Annotated in this window: 20 protein-coding genes; 14 read left to right on the top strand and 6 right to left on the bottom strand. The window is 69.8% G+C overall.

Going from position 1 to position 18,379, the window contains the following annotated elements; translation table 11 throughout:
• Positions 1-18 precede the first annotated feature (18 nt).
• Entirely contained in the window at positions 19-834 is an 816-nt protein-coding gene (locus KCH48_RS19540; RefSeq protein WP_210575739.1) for an AbfB domain-containing protein, read from the bottom strand.
• Between the two features lie 172 nt (positions 835-1,006).
• Between KCH48_RS19540 and KCH48_RS19535 the strand changes: the two genes are divergently transcribed.
• Both KCH48_RS19535 and KCH48_RS19530 read left to right on the top strand, forming a co-directional pair.
• Entirely contained in the window at positions 1,007-1,327 is a 321-nt protein-coding gene (locus tag KCH48_RS19535; protein ID WP_210575738.1) for a multidrug efflux SMR transporter, read from the top strand.
• On the top strand, positions 1,327-1,884 hold the full coding sequence (locus tag KCH48_RS19530) for a TetR/AcrR family transcriptional regulator (protein ID WP_210575737.1): 558 nt from the start codon (positions 1,327-1,329) through the stop codon (positions 1,882-1,884). Before KCH48_RS19535 ends, KCH48_RS19530 begins: the two co-directional genes overlap by 1 nt.
• On the opposite strand, the gene KCH48_RS19525 is transcribed toward KCH48_RS19530, so the two are convergent.
• Positions 1,853-2,746 carry a winged helix-turn-helix transcriptional regulator gene (locus KCH48_RS19525; protein WP_210575736.1) on the bottom strand — a complete coding sequence of 298 codons (894 nt, stop codon included), beginning with the start codon at positions 2,744-2,746 and terminating at the stop codon, positions 1,853-1,855. The genes KCH48_RS19530 and KCH48_RS19525 overlap by 32 nt on opposite strands.
• A gap of 127 nt (positions 2,747-2,873) precedes the next feature.
• Here KCH48_RS19525 and KCH48_RS19520 point away from each other — a divergent pair, with 127 nt between their 5' ends.
• The 3 genes from KCH48_RS19520 (at position 2,874) to KCH48_RS19510 (ending at position 6,789) form a co-directional block, all read left to right on the top strand.
• On the top strand, positions 2,874-4,085 hold the full coding sequence (locus KCH48_RS19520; RefSeq protein WP_374104693.1) for an MFS transporter: 1,212 nt from the start codon (positions 2,874-2,876) through the stop codon (positions 4,083-4,085).
• Positions 4,086-4,139: 54 nt separating this feature from the next.
• The gene (gene dapD, locus KCH48_RS19515) at positions 4,140-5,138 is read left to right on the top strand and encodes a 2,3,4,5-tetrahydropyridine-2,6-dicarboxylate N-succinyltransferase (protein ID WP_210575734.1); all 999 of its coding nucleotides are present in this window, start codon (positions 4,140-4,142) and stop codon (positions 5,136-5,138) included.
• 514 nt (positions 5,139-5,652) lie between these two features.
• Positions 5,653-6,789: a hypothetical protein gene (locus tag KCH48_RS19510; RefSeq protein WP_210575732.1), complete on the top strand. Its 1,137-nt coding sequence runs from the start codon at positions 5,653-5,655 to the stop codon at positions 6,787-6,789.
• A gap of 145 nt (positions 6,790-6,934) precedes the next feature.
• On the opposite strand, the gene KCH48_RS19505 is transcribed toward KCH48_RS19510, so the two are convergent.
• Complete coding sequence (locus tag KCH48_RS19505; RefSeq protein ID WP_210575730.1) at positions 6,935-7,291, bottom strand: hypothetical protein; 357 nt, start codon at positions 7,289-7,291, stop codon at positions 6,935-6,937.
• A gap of 216 nt (positions 7,292-7,507) precedes the next feature.
• Here KCH48_RS19505 and KCH48_RS19500 point away from each other — a divergent pair, with 216 nt between their 5' ends.
• Complete coding sequence (locus KCH48_RS19500) at positions 7,508-7,732, top strand: hypothetical protein (protein WP_210575728.1); 225 nt, start codon at positions 7,508-7,510, stop codon at positions 7,730-7,732.
• A 97-nt stretch (positions 7,733-7,829) separates the two neighbouring features.
• On the opposite strand, the gene dapA is transcribed toward KCH48_RS19500, so the two are convergent.
• Complete coding sequence (dapA, locus tag KCH48_RS19495) at positions 7,830-8,726, bottom strand: 4-hydroxy-tetrahydrodipicolinate synthase (RefSeq protein ID WP_210575726.1); 897 nt, start codon at positions 8,724-8,726, stop codon at positions 7,830-7,832.
• 143 nt (positions 8,727-8,869) lie between these two features.
• Here dapA and KCH48_RS19490 point away from each other — a divergent pair, with 143 nt between their 5' ends.
• The 3 genes from KCH48_RS19490 to KCH48_RS19480 all read left to right on the top strand — a co-directional run bounded on the left by KCH48_RS19490 (position 8,870) and on the right by KCH48_RS19480 (position 10,145).
• The gene (locus KCH48_RS19490; protein ID WP_210576015.1) at positions 8,870-9,046 is read left to right on the top strand and encodes a hypothetical protein; all 177 of its coding nucleotides are present in this window, start codon (positions 8,870-8,872) and stop codon (positions 9,044-9,046) included.
• Positions 9,043-9,720, top strand: coding sequence for a hypothetical protein (locus KCH48_RS19485; protein ID WP_210575724.1), 678 nt, complete (start codon positions 9,043-9,045; stop codon positions 9,718-9,720). Before KCH48_RS19490 ends, KCH48_RS19485 begins: the two co-directional genes overlap by 4 nt.
• Positions 9,721-9,785: 65 nt before the next feature.
• Complete coding sequence (locus KCH48_RS19480) at positions 9,786-10,145, top strand: DUF3618 domain-containing protein (RefSeq protein ID WP_210575722.1); 360 nt, start codon at positions 9,786-9,788, stop codon at positions 10,143-10,145.
• Positions 10,146-10,156: 11 nt separating this feature from the next.
• Here the strand turns inward: KCH48_RS19480 and KCH48_RS19475 are convergent, their stop codons facing one another.
• Positions 10,157-10,435, bottom strand: a complete 279-nt coding sequence (locus KCH48_RS19475) for a hypothetical protein (RefSeq protein ID WP_210575720.1) — start codon at positions 10,433-10,435, stop codon at positions 10,157-10,159.
• A gap of 174 nt (positions 10,436-10,609) precedes the next feature.
• Between KCH48_RS19475 and KCH48_RS19470 the strand changes: the two genes are divergently transcribed.
• The 3 genes from KCH48_RS19470 (at position 10,610) to KCH48_RS19460 (ending at position 12,780) form a co-directional block, all read left to right on the top strand.
• Positions 10,610-11,311 (top strand): antibiotic biosynthesis monooxygenase, encoded by a 702-nt coding sequence (locus KCH48_RS19470; protein WP_210575718.1) that lies wholly within the window; start codon positions 10,610-10,612, stop codon positions 11,309-11,311.
• Positions 11,312-11,416: 105 nt separating this feature from the next.
• On the top strand, positions 11,417-12,022 hold the full coding sequence (locus KCH48_RS19465; protein ID WP_210575716.1) for a winged helix-turn-helix domain-containing protein: 606 nt from the start codon (positions 11,417-11,419) through the stop codon (positions 12,020-12,022).
• Between the two features lie 14 nt (positions 12,023-12,036).
• Entirely contained in the window at positions 12,037-12,780 is a 744-nt protein-coding gene (locus tag KCH48_RS19460) for an SRPBCC domain-containing protein (RefSeq protein ID WP_210575715.1), read from the top strand.
• A gap of 10 nt (positions 12,781-12,790) precedes the next feature.
• On the opposite strand, the gene KCH48_RS19455 is transcribed toward KCH48_RS19460, so the two are convergent.
• Entirely contained in the window at positions 12,791-14,614 is a 1,824-nt protein-coding gene (locus tag KCH48_RS19455; protein WP_210575713.1) for an endonuclease/exonuclease/phosphatase family protein, read from the bottom strand.
• Between the two features lie 289 nt (positions 14,615-14,903).
• Between KCH48_RS19455 and KCH48_RS19450 the strand changes: the two genes are divergently transcribed.
• Both KCH48_RS19450 and KCH48_RS19445 read left to right on the top strand, forming a co-directional pair.
• Positions 14,904-16,331: a hypothetical protein gene (locus KCH48_RS19450; protein WP_210575711.1), complete on the top strand. Its 1,428-nt coding sequence runs from the start codon at positions 14,904-14,906 to the stop codon at positions 16,329-16,331.
• 188 nt (positions 16,332-16,519) lie between these two features.
• On the top strand, positions 16,520-17,971 hold the full coding sequence (locus KCH48_RS19445; RefSeq protein WP_210575710.1) for an alkaline phosphatase PhoX: 1,452 nt from the start codon (positions 16,520-16,522) through the stop codon (positions 17,969-17,971).
• Positions 17,972-18,379 lie beyond the last annotated feature (408 nt).

Genomic DNA, 18,379 nt, shown 5'->3' with positions numbered 1-18,379 from the left:
GTCGTTCGGCGTTGAGCCTCAGTCGTTGAGGCCCGCCACCACCTGGAACGCCGAGTCCCGGCGGTACAGGTCGCTGTGGTCGTACGACTCCAGGCGGACGACGAAGTTCCGGTGACGGAGGAAGCGGCCGGGGTAGTTCACGGACTCCAGCATGACCGCGCCGGAGGAGGACGCGGGGCGGGCGCAGAAGGTGGCGTCCTGCTCGAAGAGGCGGGAGCCGTCGTCGCGTTCGGAGCGCAGGACGAAGTTGCGGTGGCGCAGGTAGCCGCCGTCGGCGGTGGCGAAGGAGTAACAGGACGACTTCGCAAGGCCCTCGACCACCTTGAAGATGGCATCCTCGGCGGCCGAGGCGGAGGTGATCGGGTCGACGGTCACGTAGTCGTCGGTGGCGTGCCAGTAGCGGTCGGGGTAGTTGACCGCGCGGACCGACTTCAAGCGGGAGACGGGGGCCGGTGAACTCTCCTCCGGTGCCGTCGGCTTGGACCGGTCGGCGGAGGGCGTGGGCGTGGAGCTGTGCCGGGGCGGCGCCTTCGTGGTGGGGTCGGGGGAGGACAGGCCGCCCTTGCCCTTGGGGGGAGCCGTCGTACTCGGTGAGGGTGAGCCGAAGGAGATCAGGCCGGGCAGGGTGGCGTTGACGGGGGTCTGCGGAGTGCCTGACGCTTCGTCAACTTCCCTGTCCGTCATGACGATCGCCGTGACACACGCGGCGACGGTGGCCACCGCGAGGGTGCCGGCCAGCCAGAGCCGTCGCGTCCCCGGTATCCGGGAGGTGTCAGGTGCCCAGCCTTTCTCCCAGGGCTGGTTCCGCGGAGGGCGTGGCGTGGTGTCTGGCATGCACTGTCCTTCAGCGGCGCCCATGAACGACAGGGCAGGCCGCGGCTGCGAAGACCCGGTATGTGAACGGTGAAACAGTAGTGGACCAAGGGGGCCGGGAGCAGCCTTTTGGAGAGAGCGGTTTCCGCATACGCGGTCAGCGCCGCCCCTCCCGTTATGTACGCTCGTACACATGGGATACCTGACCCTCATCGGCGCCATCGCGGCCGAGGTGGCGGCGACGACCGCCATGAAGTACAGCGACGGCTTCAGCAAGCTCTGGCCGTCCCTTCTGACGTTCCTCGGCTATGTCGTCTCCTTCACCCTGCTCGCCCAGACCCTCAAGACCGTCGGCATAGGCACGGCCTACGCGATCTGGGCCGGCGTGGGCACCGCGACGATCGCCGTCCTCGGGCTCTGGCTGTTCGACGAGGCGCTGACCTTCACCAAGGTCGCCGGCATCCTGCTCATCGTGGGCGGCGTGGTGGTGCTGAACCTCGGGGGAGCGCACTGATGGCCAGGCGCTACGACCCCGAACGCCGCCAGCGGATCATCGACGCCGCCATCCGGGTCGTAGGACGCAGTGGTCTCGCCGGACTGACCCACCGCACGGTCGCGGCGGAGGCCGACGTACCGCTGGGCTCCACCACATACCACTTCAAGACCCTGGACGACCTGATGGTCGCCGCCCTCCGCCAGGCCAACGAGGGCTTCGCCAAAGTCATCGCCTCACGCGGCGCCCTGGAGAACCCGGACACCGACCTGGCCTCCGAACTCGCCGCCGCGACGGGCGAATGGCTCGCGGGCGACCGCACCGGCGTGGAGCTGGAGTGCGAGCTCTACCTCGCCGCCCTGCGCCGCCCCGCCCTCCGCCCCGTCGCCGCCGAATGGGCCCAGGACCTGGCCGACCGCCTCACCCCGCGCACTGACCCGGTCACCGCACGCGCCCTGGTCGCGCTGCTGGACGGCATCTGCCTCCAGGTACTCCTCACCGATGAGACGTACGATGAGGAGTACGCCCGCGAGGCATTGGCGCGGATCATTCCCTCTGGCCCGCGCCAAGCTCCTTGACGACGGCCAGTGCCGCCGCCACGCTCCCCACCACATCGGTGACCGGGTACTGCACGTCCCGGACGACTCGCTCCCGGTCGACGACCAGTGTGAGCCGCTTCAGCCGGTCCGCCCCCGCAGCCCGGAACGTCGGCAGCCTCAACCCCGCGACCAGGGCCAGTCCGGAGTCCGACAGCAACGGAAACCCCAGCCGCTCCTTCTCCGCGAACGCCCGCTGCTCGTCCGGACGTTGAGTGGACACCCCGTGCACACTCGCCCCCGCCGCGCGGAACTCACCGAGCCGGTCCCGGTACGTACAGGACTCCAGAGTGCAGCCCGGCGCACCGGGAATCTCCGACCACCCGGGCGGATAGGAGTCGGCGCGCGCGTAGGCCCCCGGGAAGCAGTACAGAACAGTGAACGGGCTCTCCGCCGCAACGGGATCGAGCAACTCCCCGCCGTCATCGACAAGGAGCAGCTCGGGAACCCGCGTGCCCGTCAACTCGTGCACCCGCCGCGCCTCGACGGACGCCTCCGCCGCCGTGGCCGTCGTGCTCCCGTCCCCCAGAACCCAGGCATCTCCCCAGTCCTGAAGGGCGACGAGTACGGGCAACAGGGCAAGGCCGCGCGGGGTGAGTCGGTACTCGTACCGCACAGGGCGCTCCTGATAGGGCACCCGAACCAGCACATCGGCCTCTACCAGAAGCCGTAGCCGCTCGGTCAACACCTTTCTGGACAGCCCGAGTTCACGCTGCAGCTCGTCGAACCGGTGCACTCCGCGCGCGGTGTCCCGCACGATCAGCAGGGTCCACCAGTCGCCGACGACGTCCAGGGCCTGTGCGATGGCGCAGGTGGAGTCCTCCAGGCGAGTCCTGCGTGCCATGGCCGCGTACGTCCCTTCCGCCACCGATCGCCGGTCGGTCGCCGGTCGGTCGTCGTTCGATCGTCGTTGACCCGAGGCTGTCATGCTGACACAGTGAGTTCCCAAAAGGAACTCACTGGGGGGATGCGTGCTCAAGGACGTACCGAGAACTGTCTGGCTACTGGCCTGCGGCACCTTCGCCAACATGGCCGTGAGCGTGAGCTTCGCCTACCTCTTCCTCTACCTCACCGGGCCCCGGGGCCTCGACACGGCAGAGGCCGGCCTGCTCAGCGGGGTCGGGGGCATCGGTCTGCTCGCGGGCAACTTCACCGGCGGCTGGTACGGCGACCGCTTCGGCCACCGCCGCGTGCTGCTGACTGGAGCCGTCACATCCGGCCTGCTCCTGGCCGCCGTCCCTCTCCTCCCGACACCGGCCCTGTACGCCGCACTGCCCCTGTGCCAGTACGCCGCGGGTGTCCAGCGGGCGGCCAACTCGGCGCTCGTGGCCGTCATCGTGCCGGAGGGGTCCCGTCGCCAGGCCTTCGCCGTCGTACGGGCTGCGGCGAACGGCGGCTTCACCGTCGGCCCCCTGCTCGGCGCGGTGGTCGCGACCAGGTTCTCGTACGACTGGCTCTACGTCGCCGAAGGCCTGGGCAGCCTGACGCTGGCCTGCTGGACGGCTCGAGTGGTCCCACCGCGAGGCGCCGCACGGTCCCCCGGCGGTACCGGTCGGGTCTGGCCGGAACTGCGCGCACGCCCGGCCGTACTGATCCTCCTCGCGGCGATCCTGGTCACCGACGTGGTCTACCGACAGCAGTACTCCACCTACCCGCTCTTCCTCGCCGACCACGGCATGGACACGCGCACCTACGGGGCACTGCTCGCGATCAACGGCGCCGTGCTGCTGTGCCTGGAGTTGCCCGCCGCGCTGGCGCTGCGGCGACGGTCGCCGCTGCGCATCGTCGGCACCGGCCTGTTGCTCGTGGCCGCGGGATACGGCGTGCTGCTGCTGGGCGCAGGCCTGGTGACGGCGGTGACGATGATGACTCTCCTGACCCTCGGCGAACTGCTCTACAAGACAACGGCGACGGCCTACGTGGCCGACCAGGCTCCCGAGCACGTGCAGGGCCGCTTCCAGTCCCTCTACGCCGGCGTGTCCATCAGCGGCACGGTCCTGGCGGCACCCCTGGGCGGAGCGCTGTACGAGAGGGCGCCCGGGATGCTGTGGCCGGTGTGCGCGGGACTCGGCGCGGTGGCCGGCATGGCCGTACTGGCGGCAGCCACAGGCCGACGGGCCCCCACGGCCACCCCCACCGGCCGTCTGGCACCCACAGGCCACCCCCACCGGACCGCCACCTGAGACGCCACCCCCACCGGTTGGCCCACCCCACCCCCCGCCGGTTAGGTTGCCCTCATGACCGACACGACTGCACCCAGCACCACCACTACCGGCGGAGCCGTTGCCGCCGGCCTCGCCACGATCGCCGCCGACGGCACCGTCCTCGACACCTGGTTCCCCGCGCCGGAGCTCTCCGCCGAGCCCGGCCCGTCCGGCACCGAGCGGCTGTCCACCGAGCGGGCCGTGGAACTCCTCGGCGAAGGCGCCGCGAAGGCGATCGGCCCGGACGCCCGCCGTGGCGTAGAGGTGGTAGCGGTCCGTACGGTCATCGCGTCGCTCGCCGAGAAGCCGACCGACGCGCACGACGTCTACCTCCGCCTGCACCTCCTCTCCCACCGCCTGGTCAAGCCGCACGGCCAGAGCCTGGACGGCATGTTCGGCTTCCTCGCCAACGTCGCCTGGACGTCGCTCGGACCGGTCGCCGTCGACGACATCGAGAAGGTGCGCCTGAACGCGCGCGCCGAGGGTCTCCACCTGGCCGTGACGTCCGTCGACAAGTTCCCGCGCATGACGGACTACGTGGCGCCCAAGGGCGTCCGCATCGCCGACGCCGACCGCGTCCGCCTGGGCGCGCACCTCGCCGAAGGCACGACGGTCATGCACGAGGGCTTCGTCAACTTCAACGCCGGCACCCTCGGCACGTCGATGGTCGAGGGCCGCATCTCCGCGGGCGTCGTCGTCGGCGACGGCTCGGACATCGGCGGCGGCGCGTCCACGATGGGCACCCTGTCCGGCGGCGGCAACGTGATCATCTCCATCGGCGAGCGCTGCCTCATCGGCGCCGAGGCGGGCGTCGGCATCCCGCTCGGCGACGAGTGTGTGGTCGAGGCAGGCCTCTACGTCACCGCCGGCACCCGCGTCACCATGCCCGACGGCCAGATCATCAAGGCCCGCGAACTCTCCGGCGCCTCCAACATCCTCTTCCGCCGCAACTCGGTCACCGGCACGGTGGAGGCCCGGCCGAACAACGCGGTGTGGGGCGGGCTGAACGAGATCTTGCACAGCCATAACTGATGGGGTGGCCGTGACTTGCGGCCGCCTGTTCGATCAATGTCCTGACCTGACCTGCTGCTGAGCTGTCGGCAGTTGTCGGCGTTGGTCATCGTTGAGCGCCCTTCCACGGCCCGGGGAGGGCGCTCTTGCGTGACTCGGACACCGATGCCAGACGTGGTTGCCGCGTGTCGCTGCGGTCCGCGCTCGTTGATGTCAGCGTTTGGATATCAGCGGAACAGCTCAGGCACCGGGCAAGCCTCCAAGGACTCGTCCGGCCGGTCGGCCCAGCGCCACCAGACATGCCGACGAGTACACCGCGCCACAGCGACCGGCCTTAACGGAGTGACCGCTTCGTTCCCGAAGCAATTCGAGCACCTTGTAGCGCAGTTAGACACTCAGCCGCTTGGCTCGGCCGGCCCCTATACTCCTCTGTGCTGTCCTGCCGTGCCCCACCACCTGCACGAGACGGAACGGTGCACCCCTCCCCCCACTCCCCTGACCGCCGAGTCACCGGAGCCCCGGAGAAAGGTGCGCCATGCGACGTACCACAGTCCTGACCCGCTTGTGCGGCGGTGCCGCGCTCGTCGCGGTTGCCGTCGCGGTCGGTCTCATCCTCGTACGGCATGACGCTCCCACCCCCAGGTGGGACGTCATCGAGGCGCTGGGGCTCGCTGCCCTGGCCGCCGGCGGCTGGGTACTCGCGTGCCGGGCGGCTCCCACGCTGCAGGTTGAGTCGACCGTGCCGGCGCAGGCCTCGATCCCGCGCTCGCTACGCAAACCGCCCCACGACTGGGGCCTGGCGGCGGGCGTGGTGCTGACGATCGTCACTCCGCTCGCCGTGCTGCGGTTCGGTTTCACTCTGTACGAGGGGGTGCTGACGGGCTTCGTCGGCATCGTCGGCATGGGCCTCGGCTTCTGGCTGCTCGTCTACGTCGCGACCGACCTGCTGGGGCACCGGCTGGGCCCCCGCCAGCGCGTCCTGTGCGCGGACGCCGCCGCAGGGCAGGTGCACGCTGTGCGTGTGCGGATCGGGGCGCCTGTCTGGAAGCGGTACGAGAAACGCGGCGACAAGCCCGGCACGACCAAGGCCGAGCACATGCAATGGCTTGAAGTGTCACCGGTCGAGGGTGGCGTCCCGCTGCAGGTCTACCCGATGTATCCGGCGGGCGGCGGCACCGGCCTGACCCGCACAACCACGGACCTGCTCCAGGCCGGACTTCAACTCGCGGACCACCACGCCTGGTTGTGCCTGCCGACGCGCTGGAAGCTGATCAAGAAGGGGCTTCCCGCAGCTCTCGTCGCCGACACTGGGCACGTAGTATGGGGCGAGCTTTCCCGCGATGCCGCCCGCCAGTACCTCGCCGACCGCACCAACGGTGCCCCCGTCAACCTGCACCCCACCTCGCCCGAACGCCCGAGCCTCGCCCTGCCCGGCCGCGCGAAGTTCCGCCAGGATCTGCACGGACGCCAACTCGTCTGGCTCCTTGCCGCATTCGCACTCGCCGCACCGGCCCTGCTCGGCGCCGTGGCGGACTTCCCCGGCTCGTTGCTCTGCCTCGGTTCGACGGTGGCCGTAACCGCCTCCGGCCTGGCCGTCACCCGCCGCGCCGGCGAAATGCCGGGCGCGATCGGCTGGACGGTCCGCGAAGGCCGGGACCCAGCGATCCGGTAGACAAGGCCGTGGTGCGGGAAGCGGAGCAGGCGGCCCGCAGTTGGACACTCATTGCGCCCCTTGACGCGAGCTACGGGCGGGACGGTCATCCCTGCGCATGGAGAGCGACCCACGACGACATCGACTGGCCTGCTCCCGATCAGTGTTAGCTCTGTCGGCGCGACTCTTCCAGGAAGTCTTCGGGGGGATCTTTCAGGAATTCTGGGGTAAACCAGTCACGGGACGATCGAGGCACAGAGAGCAAAAGGATCATCGTGATCCCGCCATAGACCGCGAATCCCTGAATGATTGCCACGACCTTGGCTCCACGGTTGCCTTGCCACAGGCCTAGGGCTGTCATGCCAGGCAGGAACCCCAGAAGGACGAACAAGAGTATGGCTGGGTCGCCCTTTGCCAGGGCTCCGACCACACTCATCAGGAGAAGGAAGACGGCTGGCAGGGCCCAGAGCACAACCGCTGCGATGACCGGTGCAGGTGGTCTCTTTTTTGCATCTACGGACACGCGACGGAAGGTATCGGCACAGGCGCGGGACCGGTCCCGGATCGCGTTTTGCGGTCTCAGCCACAACTGAACCCACCCGTACGGGTACACACCGCGCCCTCGTTGCGCACGATCGGGTTACTCAACGTGACCTGATCAAGGTTTAGGCAGATGAACGGGTGGACGCAGCGTCCGATCAACTGCCGAACCGCGTATCACGTAGCAAGGGACTGAGCGATGACGAACGAGCGGGCGAGGACCGTGGCACGGCTGCTGACCGGGGCGGTCACCGCGGTGATGGTGTGCTGGCTCCCGGCGGGTGCCGCGCACGCCGACGAGACCAACACGGCCTCGCACAACGGCCCCCGGGTCGGCCTGATCAACGTCGGCCAGGTGGATGACCCGATGGAGGACGTACTGGAGCACTTCCTGCTGTTCGGCGACGGCTACCGCTGGGGCTGACGCCGGCAGCACCCGTAGCCGTAGCCGGGCGTACGTACCCGTACCCGACCCGGGGGCCGTACCGCACTCACGCGGCACGGCCCCTCGGCCTTTCTCATCAGCCGGCAGCCATGAACTCCCCGTACGCCGCTAGCAGTCCGTCGACCGCCCCCCGGCCGGCGGGTCGCAGCGGGGCGCGGACCGGGCCCGCGGGCTGGCCCAGTTCATTGAGCAGGGCCTTCGTCGTGACCGTGCCGGGCAGGCTCGACGACATCATCAACTCGATGAGGGGAGTGGCCCGTTGCTGGCGGCGGGCCGCCTCCGTCGTGTTTCCGGCGTCGAACGCGTCGAGGACGGAGCGGAGTTGGCGGGGGACGACGTTGGCGACCGTGCTGATGTAGCCCGTCGCGCCCACCGCGTACAGGGCGAGGTTGTGTTCATCGCAGCCGGCGTAGTACGCCAAGTCGGTGCGGGCGAGGACCTTTTGGGTGCCGAGGAAGTCGTACGAGCAGTCCTTGACCGCTACGACTCGGGGGTGCTCGGCCAGCCGGATCACGGTGTCCGGCTCGATGCGGATGCCGGTGCGGCCGGGGATGTCGTACAGGACGACCGGCAGTCCGGCGGCGTCGGCCACCTCGCGGAAGTGGGCCTCTACGGCGTCCTGCGGGGGCTTGCTGTAGTAGGGCGCGACGACCAACAGGCCGTCCGCGCCCGCCTTTTCGGCCTCCAGCGCGAGTTCGATCGTGTGCCGGGTGTCGAAGGTGCCGACGCCCGCCACGATCGACGCCCGGTTGCCGACCGCCTCCCGGACCGCCGCGACGAGCGCCGACTTCTCGGCGTTCGTGGTGGTCGGGGACTCGCCCGTCGTACCGGAGAGCACCAGTCCGTCGCAGCCCTCCGACACCAGCCGCTCGGCGAGCCGCTGCGTGCCGTCGAGGTCGAGCGCGCCCTCCTCGGTGAAGGGCGTGATCATGGCGCAGAGGGCGCGGCCGAAGGGGGAGCCGGAAGTCGTCATGGCAGTAGTCTCGGCAGGGCGATCGCGTAGCTCCACTTAATTCTGCTACGAGGTATGGGTAAGGGTTGCTGCGACAACGGGGGGACGGGGCGCGCACGATTGTCCCGAGGCCCTATGTCCAAGCCCGCCCCTCATGGGTCACCATGGCCCAGACGGTCAACCGACGGCAGGTCATGGGAGGCGTCATGAAGCTCGGCAAGGCACTCGCCACCGGGGTCGCGGAAGAGCGGCCGGTCAGCCACGAGGAAGAACTCGAACTCCCTGAAGAGATCACGGAAGTCGAGGCGTCCGCGCCTGAAGAGGTGCCGGCCGCGCGATGAGACTGCGGCTTCCGGAGGAACGCCCGACGGAGCCGCCGACCGGATACAAGATCGCCCACCCGATGCTGTCCCAGGACGGCACCCGGGCCGGGTTCACCGGTGTGTCGCTGGGCGGCGCGCTGCCGTACGGGGTCCTCGACGAGGCCCGGTGCGTCTACGGACTGCGGCACCGCGCGCCGCACCGCCGCTGCGACTGCGGTTTCCACTGCGTGCATGACCGTACGGCGGCCGAGGCGCTGCTCACCACCGCCGAGCACCGCGCGGCCGTGCTGCTCGAAGTCTCCGTCCTGGGCGCCTACATCAGGTTCGAGCGCGGATTCCGGTACGCCCGGCAGCGGGTGCGCACCGCGACCGTCGGACCTTGCGCGTGCGGCACCGTCGCGGTGGCCCTCGCCGACGCTGGCTGGGGCAGGCCCGGCTGGTACGCGCTGGCCCCCTCCTGCGGGGGCTGCGTGCGCGGTCGTACGTCCGTGTCGCTCGCCGGGTTCGCGCGGCTGGCGGGGGAGGGGCTGCGGGTGATCGCGGGAAGCGGCGGTACGGCGATCTCGGCGGCCGGCCTCGATATGCCCGAACTCGTCGCGGAGGCGGCCCTGTTGCAGGCCCGGCTCGACTGGTTCCAGACCCAGCTGGCCCGGCTCGGCGAGCGCGGGACGGGCGGTGGCGGGAAGGGGTAGTGGGGGCAGGTGCGGGTACCCGGGTGTTCCGAAGAGGCAGGGCACCACCCGGGAAAGGCACCACGATGACGCACAGGACAGCACCGGAGGTCACGGGCGGCGGGGCCAAGGGCCCCGACGAACTGCGGCAGCAGCTCGAACACGCCAGGGGCCGACTCGGCCGTACCGTTGAGGAGTTGGCCGACAAGACTCACCTGAAGACCCGCGCCGCCGACCTCAAGGACAAGGCCGGCGCGATGACCGTGCAGTTGCGCAGCAGCGCCACCAAGGCCGGACACACCGTGGAGCACAACGTCCCGCGCCCCGTCGCGAACGTCGTCCAGGCCGGCCTGCGGCACCCCCGTCCGGTCGTCGTCGCCGGCGCCGCCGCGGGCGCGGTGGTCGCGGCGGGCCTGCTGCGGCGCCGCCACAACGGCCACCACTGAGCCGCGCCGCGTCAGTTCCGGTCGTCCGCCGCGGGGAGTCCGGCGGGGAGTCCCACTCCGCCGAGGACGGTGAGGTCCGTGCGCTGCGGTGGCGACGACAGCAGCGCCAGGACGTCGGCTGGGGCGGGGGCACCGGCGGTCGGCGGTGCGGTCAGGGCTGTGCGACGGATCAGGCCGGCTGCAAGAGACGGCGCCTCATCGGTGCAGGTGAGCGAGGGTGATGGGGGAGCGTGCAGCTGCACGGCGGAGAAGAGAGTCGACGAGATGGGGGAGTCGGCGACTGACGGCAACGCGGCAGATGTGCTTGCCAGACCCCGCGACGCCGGCATGATCCGGACAGGCCCTTCTGCCGCCTGTGCGTTTGGGGGAGACGGTAGTGCGCGGGCGGAATCGGCTTGACCTGAAGCTTGGTTGAGGTCGGAGGGTGGTCGGTGCAGGCATCGCCCATCGATCAGGAGACCGACATGACCCGCCGTACCGACGCCCACCCCGACCTCACGCGCCCGGAGGTCGGCGCACCCTTCTTCAGCACCTGGCGGGTGGGGACGCCCGAGCGGCAGCGGAAGGCCGTCGAGGCGATCGCGGCCACATGGGAACGCCGTCCGTGGCCCGCCCCTGACCTGCTCGGGTACCACGTCTACACCGGGCACGACGGCACAACCCTGATGCACTACTCGCAGTGGGCGAGCGAGCAGGCCTACGAGGCTTTCCGGAAGACCCACCGGCAGGAGCGCAACGACGAGATCGACACCGCGGTGCCGGGCATCGAGCGGCTGCACCTCGGCCGATACCGGCGCTACCGCAGCGGCGTCCGCGACGGCGACACGCGTACCCCCGGGTGCATTGTGATCGTCGACATCGAATTCGAGGGACCCGACCCCGACCGGCAGCGCGCCTGGGTGGACGCGGTCTTCGACGCGCTGGAGAGCGAGGCCAAACCGCACCCCGGCGGGATGTCCGCCCACTTCCACCTGAGCACCGATGGCACCAGGGTCCTCAACTACGCCGAGTGGGAGAGCGCCCAGGCGCATATCGACGCGCTCGCCGCGCCGGGCGACGGGATCGGCTCGGCCACGGCCGAGTGGCAGCGCGTACAGAGCTGGCCTGGGCTGAAGGGCAGCACGGTCAGCCGCTACGACCATGCCCTCGGCCTCATCCCCGGCTGACCCGGCTGACTCGACTGACCCCACCGAACACCCCCACCGAACACTCCCAACACCGAACACTTCCCCCTCCTGGACAAAAAAAGTTTTCGGTGAGACCGTGGACCCATGCTGGACGTGACCGTGATCGAAGACCCCGAGGCCGCAGCCATATCCCTGGACCCCATCAGGGCCCGGCTGCTCGCCGAGCTGGCGGCCGGGCCAGCGTCGGCCGCCATGTTGGCCGGCAAGGTGGGGCTGCCCCGGCAGAAGGTGAACTACCACCTCAAGGCGCTGGAGCGGCACGGCCTGGTCGAGCTGGCCGGAGAGCGCCGCAAGGGCAATGTCACCGAGCGGCTGATGCGGGCGACCGCGGCGTCGTACGTCATCTCGCCGCTCGCGCTCGCCGCCGTGCAGCCCGACCCGGACCGCTTCCGGGACCAGCTGTCCGCGCGCTGGCTGCTGGCGGTCGGCGCCCGGCTCGTCCGGGACGTCGGTTCGCTGATCACCGGCGCGGCGAAGGCGCGTAAACGCCTCGCCACCTTCGCGCTGGACGGTGAGGTGCGGTTCGCCTCGGCCGCCGACCGGGCCGCCTTCATCGAGGAACTCACCGCCGGCGTGAGCGGACTGCTCCGCAAGTACGACGCCCCGGACGCCGAGGGCGGCCGCGACCACCGGATCGTCGTGGCCTTCCATCCCACGGTCAAGCCTGAGACCACCCACGAGAGTCAGTGACCCAGGAGCGCACCATGTCCAAGGAATTCGAGATCGCCCGCGAGTTTGAGGTCGACGCCACGCCCGAGGAGGTGTGGGAGGCCGTCACTGCCGGAACGGGTGGGTGGCTGTGGCCGATGGAGGCGCCCGAGCCGCGTGAGGGCGGCAAGGGACCCTTCGGATCCACGATCACCGCCTGGGACCCGCCGCACCGCTACACCAACCGGGTCGAGGACGTCGACGGGATCTCCGAGCAGACCGCCAACCAGCTCGACTACACCATCGAGCCGCGCGACGAGGGCCGGCGCGCCTGGGTGCGGTATGTGCACAGCGGCATCTTCGTCGACGACTGGGACAACCAGTACGACGGCGCCAACCGGCACACCGACTTCTACATGCACACTCTGCGCGAGTACCTCACCCGCTTCCGGGGCCGCCAGCTCACCGCCTTCGCCACCTTCGACGGACCCGAGGCCTCCAAGACCTCCGACGCGTTCGTCACCGTGTGCCGCGCGCTGGGGCTCGCCGATGACACGGCGGAGGGGGAGCGCGTGCGGGTGCGGGGTCCGGAGGGCCAAGTCATCGATGCCGTCGTCGACTTCCGCAACCCGTACTTCCTCGGCCTGCGCACGGACGACGCGCTGATCCGCTTCTTCGGCCGCAACCACTGGGACTACATGGTCGGCATGTCCGTGCACGACTTCGCCCCGGACGCCGACGCCAAGACGGACGAGGACATGTGGAAGGGCTGGCTGGACGGGGTGTTCAGCCAGCCCTGAGCACACGGTGTTACGGGCGGAACCGCAGCACCTGCGGGTCGTGGTCGCTGATCTGGTCGTTGAACTCCGCGTTGATGTGCACGCTGTCGTACGTGAAGTCGCAGCTGTAGCGGATCGACGGGGAGATCAGGATCTGGTCCAGGACCTGGCTGTTGCCCTGGTAGTCGTACGTGTAACGCTCGCTCTTCGGCAGCGACTTGATCGCCGACCACAGGGCGCCGTCGGACTCGAGGATCTTCGTGGTGCCGGAGAACTCGAAGTCGTTGATGTCGCCGAGCGTGATCACTTCCGCGTTCCGCTGCTTGGCCAGGATGTCCTTGACGAAGGCGTTCACCGCAGTCGCCTGGGCGTGCCGCTGGGTCTCCGAGCTGCGGACCGGCGGCTGGTACTGCGCGGTCAGACCCTGGTCGCCACCCTTGGAGTTGAAGTGGTTGGCGATCAGGAAGACCGACTTCCCACGGAAGGTGAACTCGCCCACCAGCGGCTTACGGCTGTTCGCCCAAGCCGGGTTGGAGGGGTCGATACGGCCGGGGGAGGCCGTCAACTGCGCCCTGCCGTGCACCTTCGTGACGCCGACGGCGGTCGTCGCGTCGCCGCCCGCACGGTCGGTGAAGGAGACCCGCTCCGGGTTGAACAGGAACACCTGGCGGATGTTGCCGCCGGGCTCGCCGCCGTCCGTGTTGTTCGCCGGGTCGATGGAGCGCCAGTCGTACGTCGGCCCGCCCGCGGCGGCGATCGCGTCGATCAGCTTCCGCACCGTCTGATCGGCGGCCACCGTACCGTCGTTGGCCGAGCCGTTGTTGTCCTGGATTTCCTCCAGGGACAGGATGTCGGGCGACTGCAGGTTGTTCACGATCGCAGCCGCGTGCTCCTCGAAGGAGGAGTCGGACGGGTCGAGGTTCTCGACGTTGTACGTCGCCACCGCCAGCTCGCTCCGGGACTGCTTGCGGGTCGTCTCCCGCTCCAGACCGCCGCTCTTCAGCGTGCCGAGCTCATTGGCGACGAGCGTGTAGCCGCCGAACTGGTTGTAGTCCAGCGGGCCGGAGGTGGCGCCGCTGAGGGTGTCGCCCACGTTCGCGGCCGGGAAGTCGGCGACCTTGCCGAGCGACTGGATCTGCAGCCGGCCGGTGTTCTGCGAGGTGTAGGTGCCGTAGACCGTGCCGCCGCGGCGGTTGCGGTTCTCCCACGGCTTGACCGTGACCCACAGCTCGGTGAACGGGTCGGTGGCGCCGACCACGCGGGTGTCGGAGACCTGGACGTTCATGCCCTCCAGGGACTCGTAGCGGTCCAGGGCGTACCGCGACGGCTGGAGCGGCAGGGCGTTGACCGAACCGTTCGCGGCGGTGTCGCCGGCCGGGGCGTAGGCCGCGGGCACCGACTTCGCGTCGATCCTCGTCGCGGCCGGGAGCGCGTTGCCGCTGGAGACGACGGTGATCGTCGGGCGGGTGATCTCGGTGATCGACTGGTTGCCGGAGGAGGTCCCGCCCGGGACGTACTCCGTGATGGTGCCCGACACGAGCACCGAGTCGCCGGCGGCGACCTCCGGCTTGGAGTTGGTGAAGACGAAGACGCCTTCACTCGTGGCCGGATTGTCGTCCGCGCTCCGATCCTGGATCCAGAAGCCCTTCGAGCCGTAGGCGCGGACGCCGGTGACGATTCCGGCCACGTCCGTGACCGTCTTTCCGGCGTACGGGGATATTCGGGTGCTGCCCTGAATGTCATGGATGCGCACGGTGTCCGCGTGCGCGGGAGAGGTCAGGGCGATGGTGGACGCCGCGGAACAGACGGCGGCGACGGTGAGCGCGGCGAGGCGCGTGGAACTCCTGCTCGGCAAGGGATCCCTCCGGGGATGTGCGTGGGCGCCGGGACGAGAGTGGTGCGAGGTGGTGCAGGGGTGGCACGTGAGGCGCGTATGACGCGCGTAGAAAAGAGTGAACAGCCCAGGAAAGAGTGAACAGTTGTCCCCCTGTTTCTACGCGCGTCAATCTCCTGCCTGATCACGCCAGTTGTCAAGGTTTCAGCCATGTACAGGGCCTGACCGGGAGATGAACCGGGCGGCATGGGTGTAAATCCGTCTACGCTGAGCGTCTAAGTGGTAGAACGCGCCCGAGGAGAACCAGTTCATGTCTGACAGCTCCCCCCTGCCGCCGGTGCGGCTGCACCCCGAAGCGGAGCTGGCGCGGGACGCGCTGTCCACGCCGTTGCTGTCCCGGGCCGCACGGCTCGCCCGCTGGGCCGGACCCGAGACCCGCGTCGACGCCGGCGGCGGGCTCGTCGACGAGCAGTTGCCGGCCGCCGCCGAGACCCTCGGGCTGACCGGCGACGACGCCGCCGCCTGCGCCAGTGAGGCCTGGCGGGTCGCCGTCGACACCGGGCTCGTCGAGATCGCCGACGAGGAGGAGGGCACGGTCGTGACGGGCGACGACCTCGCCCTGCTCACCGGCGGCTCGCCCCACGACGTGCTCGCGGTGTGGCTCGGAGCGCTGGAGACGGTGCTCGCCGACGCCAGCGTTCCGGACCTCGACGACCTGGTCGAGGCGGTCGACGAGGGCGGTGGCATCGACTTCTCCGCCCTCGACTGGGACCCGGAAGCGGAGGCGCAGTTCCTCGACGGAGTGCTGGCGAACCTGTATGTGCTGACGGTCAGCGAGGACGGTCCGGGCGGCGGTCCGATGCCGCTGCCCGCGCTCGCCGCGTCCATGATCGTGCCCAGCGACATGGGGGAGCCCACCAACGACGTCCTGGAGCAGGTCTCCGACGCGATGATGCGCCTCGACGACCAGTTCCGGATGCTGGCGCCCGTCGGTCTCGTCGAGTTCCAGCCGGTCGACGAGGCGCTGATGGCCGACGCCGACGAGGAGCCCGCGGCACCGGTCGACGACACGGACGTCTCCCGCTACGGCATGGTCACGCTGACCCCGCTCGGGCTCTACGGGCTGCGGGCGCGGCTGCTGGAGGCCGGGGTCGAGGCGCCGGCCGTCGGCGACCTCGCGGACAAGGGCGCCGACGCGCTGCTCGACGGGACCTCCGTCTTCCCGCCGGCCGCCGCGCAGGCCGAGACCGAGCAGTGGCTGGCCCGCCGCGAACCTCTCGCCGCGGCGCGGGAGTTGCTGGCCGCGGCGCGCGGGTCCGACGAAGGTGCCCCACTGCGGAGGCTGCGCTGCCAGCAGGCACTGTCACTTGTCGGCGCGGAGGCCGAGCCCGCGCTGCGGGAGGTGCTCGACGACGCGGAACTGGGCGGGCTGGCGAGGGTCTGGCTCACCGAGCACGGGGCGCCGGACGTGCCCGCGCCGTCCGAGGCGATGGTGTTCTGGCTGACCATCGACACGGTTGCCGCGCAGCTGGCGGCCGAGGGTAACTCCGAGGAGTTGCGGGGGCTGGTGGAGGGGCTCGCTCAGCAGCACGGGGGGTTCTTTGCTGCGGCTTGGCGGGTGGAGCATCCGGCGACTGCGGATGTGCTGGAGGCGATGGGGCGGTTGCATCCGGACAAGCGGGTTGCGAAGGAGGCGCGGAAGGCGGCGTTCAAGGCGCGGTCGCAACAGGGGGGTTGAGCAGGTGTTGCGGGTGCGGGTGGGTTGTGGCTGGTCGCGCAGTTCCCCGCGCCCCTGGGGCGTTGGTGGAAGCGTGTGTTCCGAAGATTTCCGGTGTTTAACTGCCGTTCAGACGTGAGCGAGAACGTGGTGGCCGAATACCGAGGTTCGCCACCCTCCACGGCATACCCACCGTTACAGGAGTACGCATGTCGCTCACCCGTAGGGACTTTGCCAGAAGCTCCGCGATCACCGGTGCCGGTGTCGCGCTCGCGGGCAGTGTCGGCGCCCTCGCCACCGCACCGAACGCGCTCGCCTCCACCGACGTCGAGGGCGAGGCCGAGGGAACGGACGCCGCGTATGGCCGGGTCGGGTACGGGCCGCTGATCCCCGACCCCGACGGCATCCTCGCGCTGCCCGCCGGCTTCACGTACCGCGTCATCACCTACAGCGGCAGGACCAAGCTGGAGTCGGGCGAGACCACCCCGTCCAACCACGACGGCACCGCCGCCTTCGACGGCCCGCGCGGCACCACGCTGCTGGTCAACAACCACGAGATCGGCGGCCCGTACGCCGACGCGGACGCCCCGGTCCCGCTCGCCGAGGGCCTCGTCTACGACCCGGCCGCGGCCGGCGGCTGCACGGTCGTCGAGGTGCGCCCCGGTGGCGAGGTCGCCGAGTGGGTCGGCATCGCCGGCACCTCCACCAACTGCGCTGGCGGCAGCACCCCTTGGAACACCTGGCTCACCTGCGAGGAGACCGAGGACAAGGCCGGATCCAAGGGCATGACCAAGGACCACGGCTACGTCTTCGAGGTCGACCCCTGCGACCGCCGCGCCAACAAGAACCCCAAGCCCATCAAGGCGCTGGGCCGCTACGCCCACGAGGCCGTCGTCATCGACCCCAAGCGCGGCCACGCCTACCTGACCGAGGACGCGTCCAACCCCAACGGCCTGCTGTACCGCTGGACCCCGCCCGAGGGCTTCCGCCACGGTCGCGGCAAGCTGCGCACCCTCGCCGACGACGCGGGCACGTTCGAGGCCTTCAAGTGCTTCGACTCCGGCGGCAAGTTCGTCGACGACCTCTCCCGCGCCACCAAGATCGGCACGGTGTACGGCGTCGACTGGATCGACGTCCCCGACCGTGACGCGAAGACCACCTCCGTACGCAAGCAGTTCACCACCGGCCAGGTCACCCGCTGCCGCAAGCTGGAGGGCATGTGGTGGGGTGACGGCGGCGCGTACATCGTCTCCTCCTACGCCCGCGCGGAGAGCCCCGGACAGCCGCACGACGGCCAGGTCTGGTTCTACGACCCCAAGCGCCGCACCCTCACCCTCAAGGTCCTGCTCGGCGTGAACGCCGACCCGTCCAAGGACGGCGCCTTCGACGGCCCCGACAACATCACCGTCTCCCCGTACGGCGGCCTGATCCTCGCCGAGGACGGCGAGGGCATCCAGCACCTGTTCGGCGCGACGGACAGCGGTCGGACGTACCCCATCGCCCGGAACGACCTGAACATCGGCACCGAAGAGGAGCCCGAGTACAGCGAGTTCGCCGGCGTCACCTTCTCGCCCTGCGGCCGCACCCTGTACGCGAACATCCAGGACCCGGGCATCATGGTCGCGATTACCGGGCCCTGGAAGCGGCAGAAGCGCGGCTGATTAATTCATTGGCCCGGCCCGCGGTACGCCTCCTAAAGTGATGCATGTCCAGGTGCGAAGGCAGGACCTACTTCCACTGATAATGGGGCGGCCGCGGGTTCGAGTCCCGCCACCGGTACAACGCGCCGGTGTAGCTCAGGGGTTAGAGCACCTACGTCGGTTCCGCCGGCCTTGAACTCTGGACACCACAATTTCATGCATGTCACGCACCTCCCGGTGCGCAGGCTGCGGCTACTTCTCTCTCAAAGAATCCACGCCGCCGCCGACTTGATCTCGGGAGGCGCAGCAGATGGTGTGTGCCCGGTGCGCAGGCAACGGTTACTTCTGGGATCAGAGGGTTGCGGGTTCGAGTCCCGTCATCGACTCAGGGTCGGTGTAGCTCAATCGGCAGAGCATCTGACTGTTCCG

The organism is Streptomyces sp. GESEQ-4 (assembly GCF_017948455.1).
Classification (GTDB): Bacteria; Actinomycetota; Actinomycetes; order Streptomycetales; family Streptomycetaceae; genus Streptomyces.
The sequence above is the reverse complement of the archived record's forward strand: the minus strand, read 5'-3'. Positions and strand labels throughout refer to the sequence as shown.

Excerpts from the sequence above, each read along its gene's own strand:
- dapD (WP_210575734.1), top strand. The coding sequence starts at position 4,140 with ATGACCGACACGACTGCACCCAGCACCACCACTACCGGCGGAGCCGTT.
- KCH48_RS19450 (WP_210575711.1), top strand. The coding sequence starts at position 14,904 with ATGTCTGACAGCTCCCCCCTGCCGCCGGTGCGGCTGCACCCCGAAGCG.
- KCH48_RS19535 (WP_210575738.1), top strand. The coding sequence starts at position 1,007 with ATGGGATACCTGACCCTCATCGGCGCCATCGCGGCCGAGGTGGCGGCG.
- dapA (WP_210575726.1), bottom strand. The coding sequence starts at position 8,726 with ATGACGACTTCCGGCTCCCCCTTCGGCCGCGCCCTCTGCGCCATGATC.
- KCH48_RS19500 (WP_210575728.1), top strand. The coding sequence starts at position 7,508 with ATGACGAACGAGCGGGCGAGGACCGTGGCACGGCTGCTGACCGGGGCG.
- KCH48_RS19465 (WP_210575716.1), top strand. The coding sequence starts at position 11,417 with ATGCTGGACGTGACCGTGATCGAAGACCCCGAGGCCGCAGCCATATCC.
- KCH48_RS19540 (WP_210575739.1), bottom strand. The coding sequence starts at position 834 with ATGCCAGACACCACGCCACGCCCTCCGCGGAACCAGCCCTGGGAGAAA.
- KCH48_RS19510 (WP_210575732.1), top strand. The coding sequence starts at position 5,653 with ATGCGACGTACCACAGTCCTGACCCGCTTGTGCGGCGGTGCCGCGCTC.
- KCH48_RS19490 (WP_210576015.1), top strand. The coding sequence starts at position 8,870 with ATGGCCCAGACGGTCAACCGACGGCAGGTCATGGGAGGCGTCATGAAG.
- KCH48_RS19480 (WP_210575722.1), top strand. The coding sequence starts at position 9,786 with ATGACGCACAGGACAGCACCGGAGGTCACGGGCGGCGGGGCCAAGGGC.
- KCH48_RS19530 (WP_210575737.1), top strand. The coding sequence starts at position 1,327 with ATGGCCAGGCGCTACGACCCCGAACGCCGCCAGCGGATCATCGACGCC.
- KCH48_RS19485 (WP_210575724.1), top strand. The coding sequence starts at position 9,043 with ATGAGACTGCGGCTTCCGGAGGAACGCCCGACGGAGCCGCCGACCGGA.
- KCH48_RS19525 (WP_210575736.1), bottom strand. The coding sequence starts at position 2,746 with ATGGCACGCAGGACTCGCCTGGAGGACTCCACCTGCGCCATCGCACAG.
- KCH48_RS19460 (WP_210575715.1), top strand. The coding sequence starts at position 12,037 with ATGTCCAAGGAATTCGAGATCGCCCGCGAGTTTGAGGTCGACGCCACG.
- KCH48_RS19445 (WP_210575710.1), top strand. The coding sequence starts at position 16,520 with ATGTCGCTCACCCGTAGGGACTTTGCCAGAAGCTCCGCGATCACCGGT.
- KCH48_RS19470 (WP_210575718.1), top strand. The coding sequence starts at position 10,610 with ATGACCCGCCGTACCGACGCCCACCCCGACCTCACGCGCCCGGAGGTC.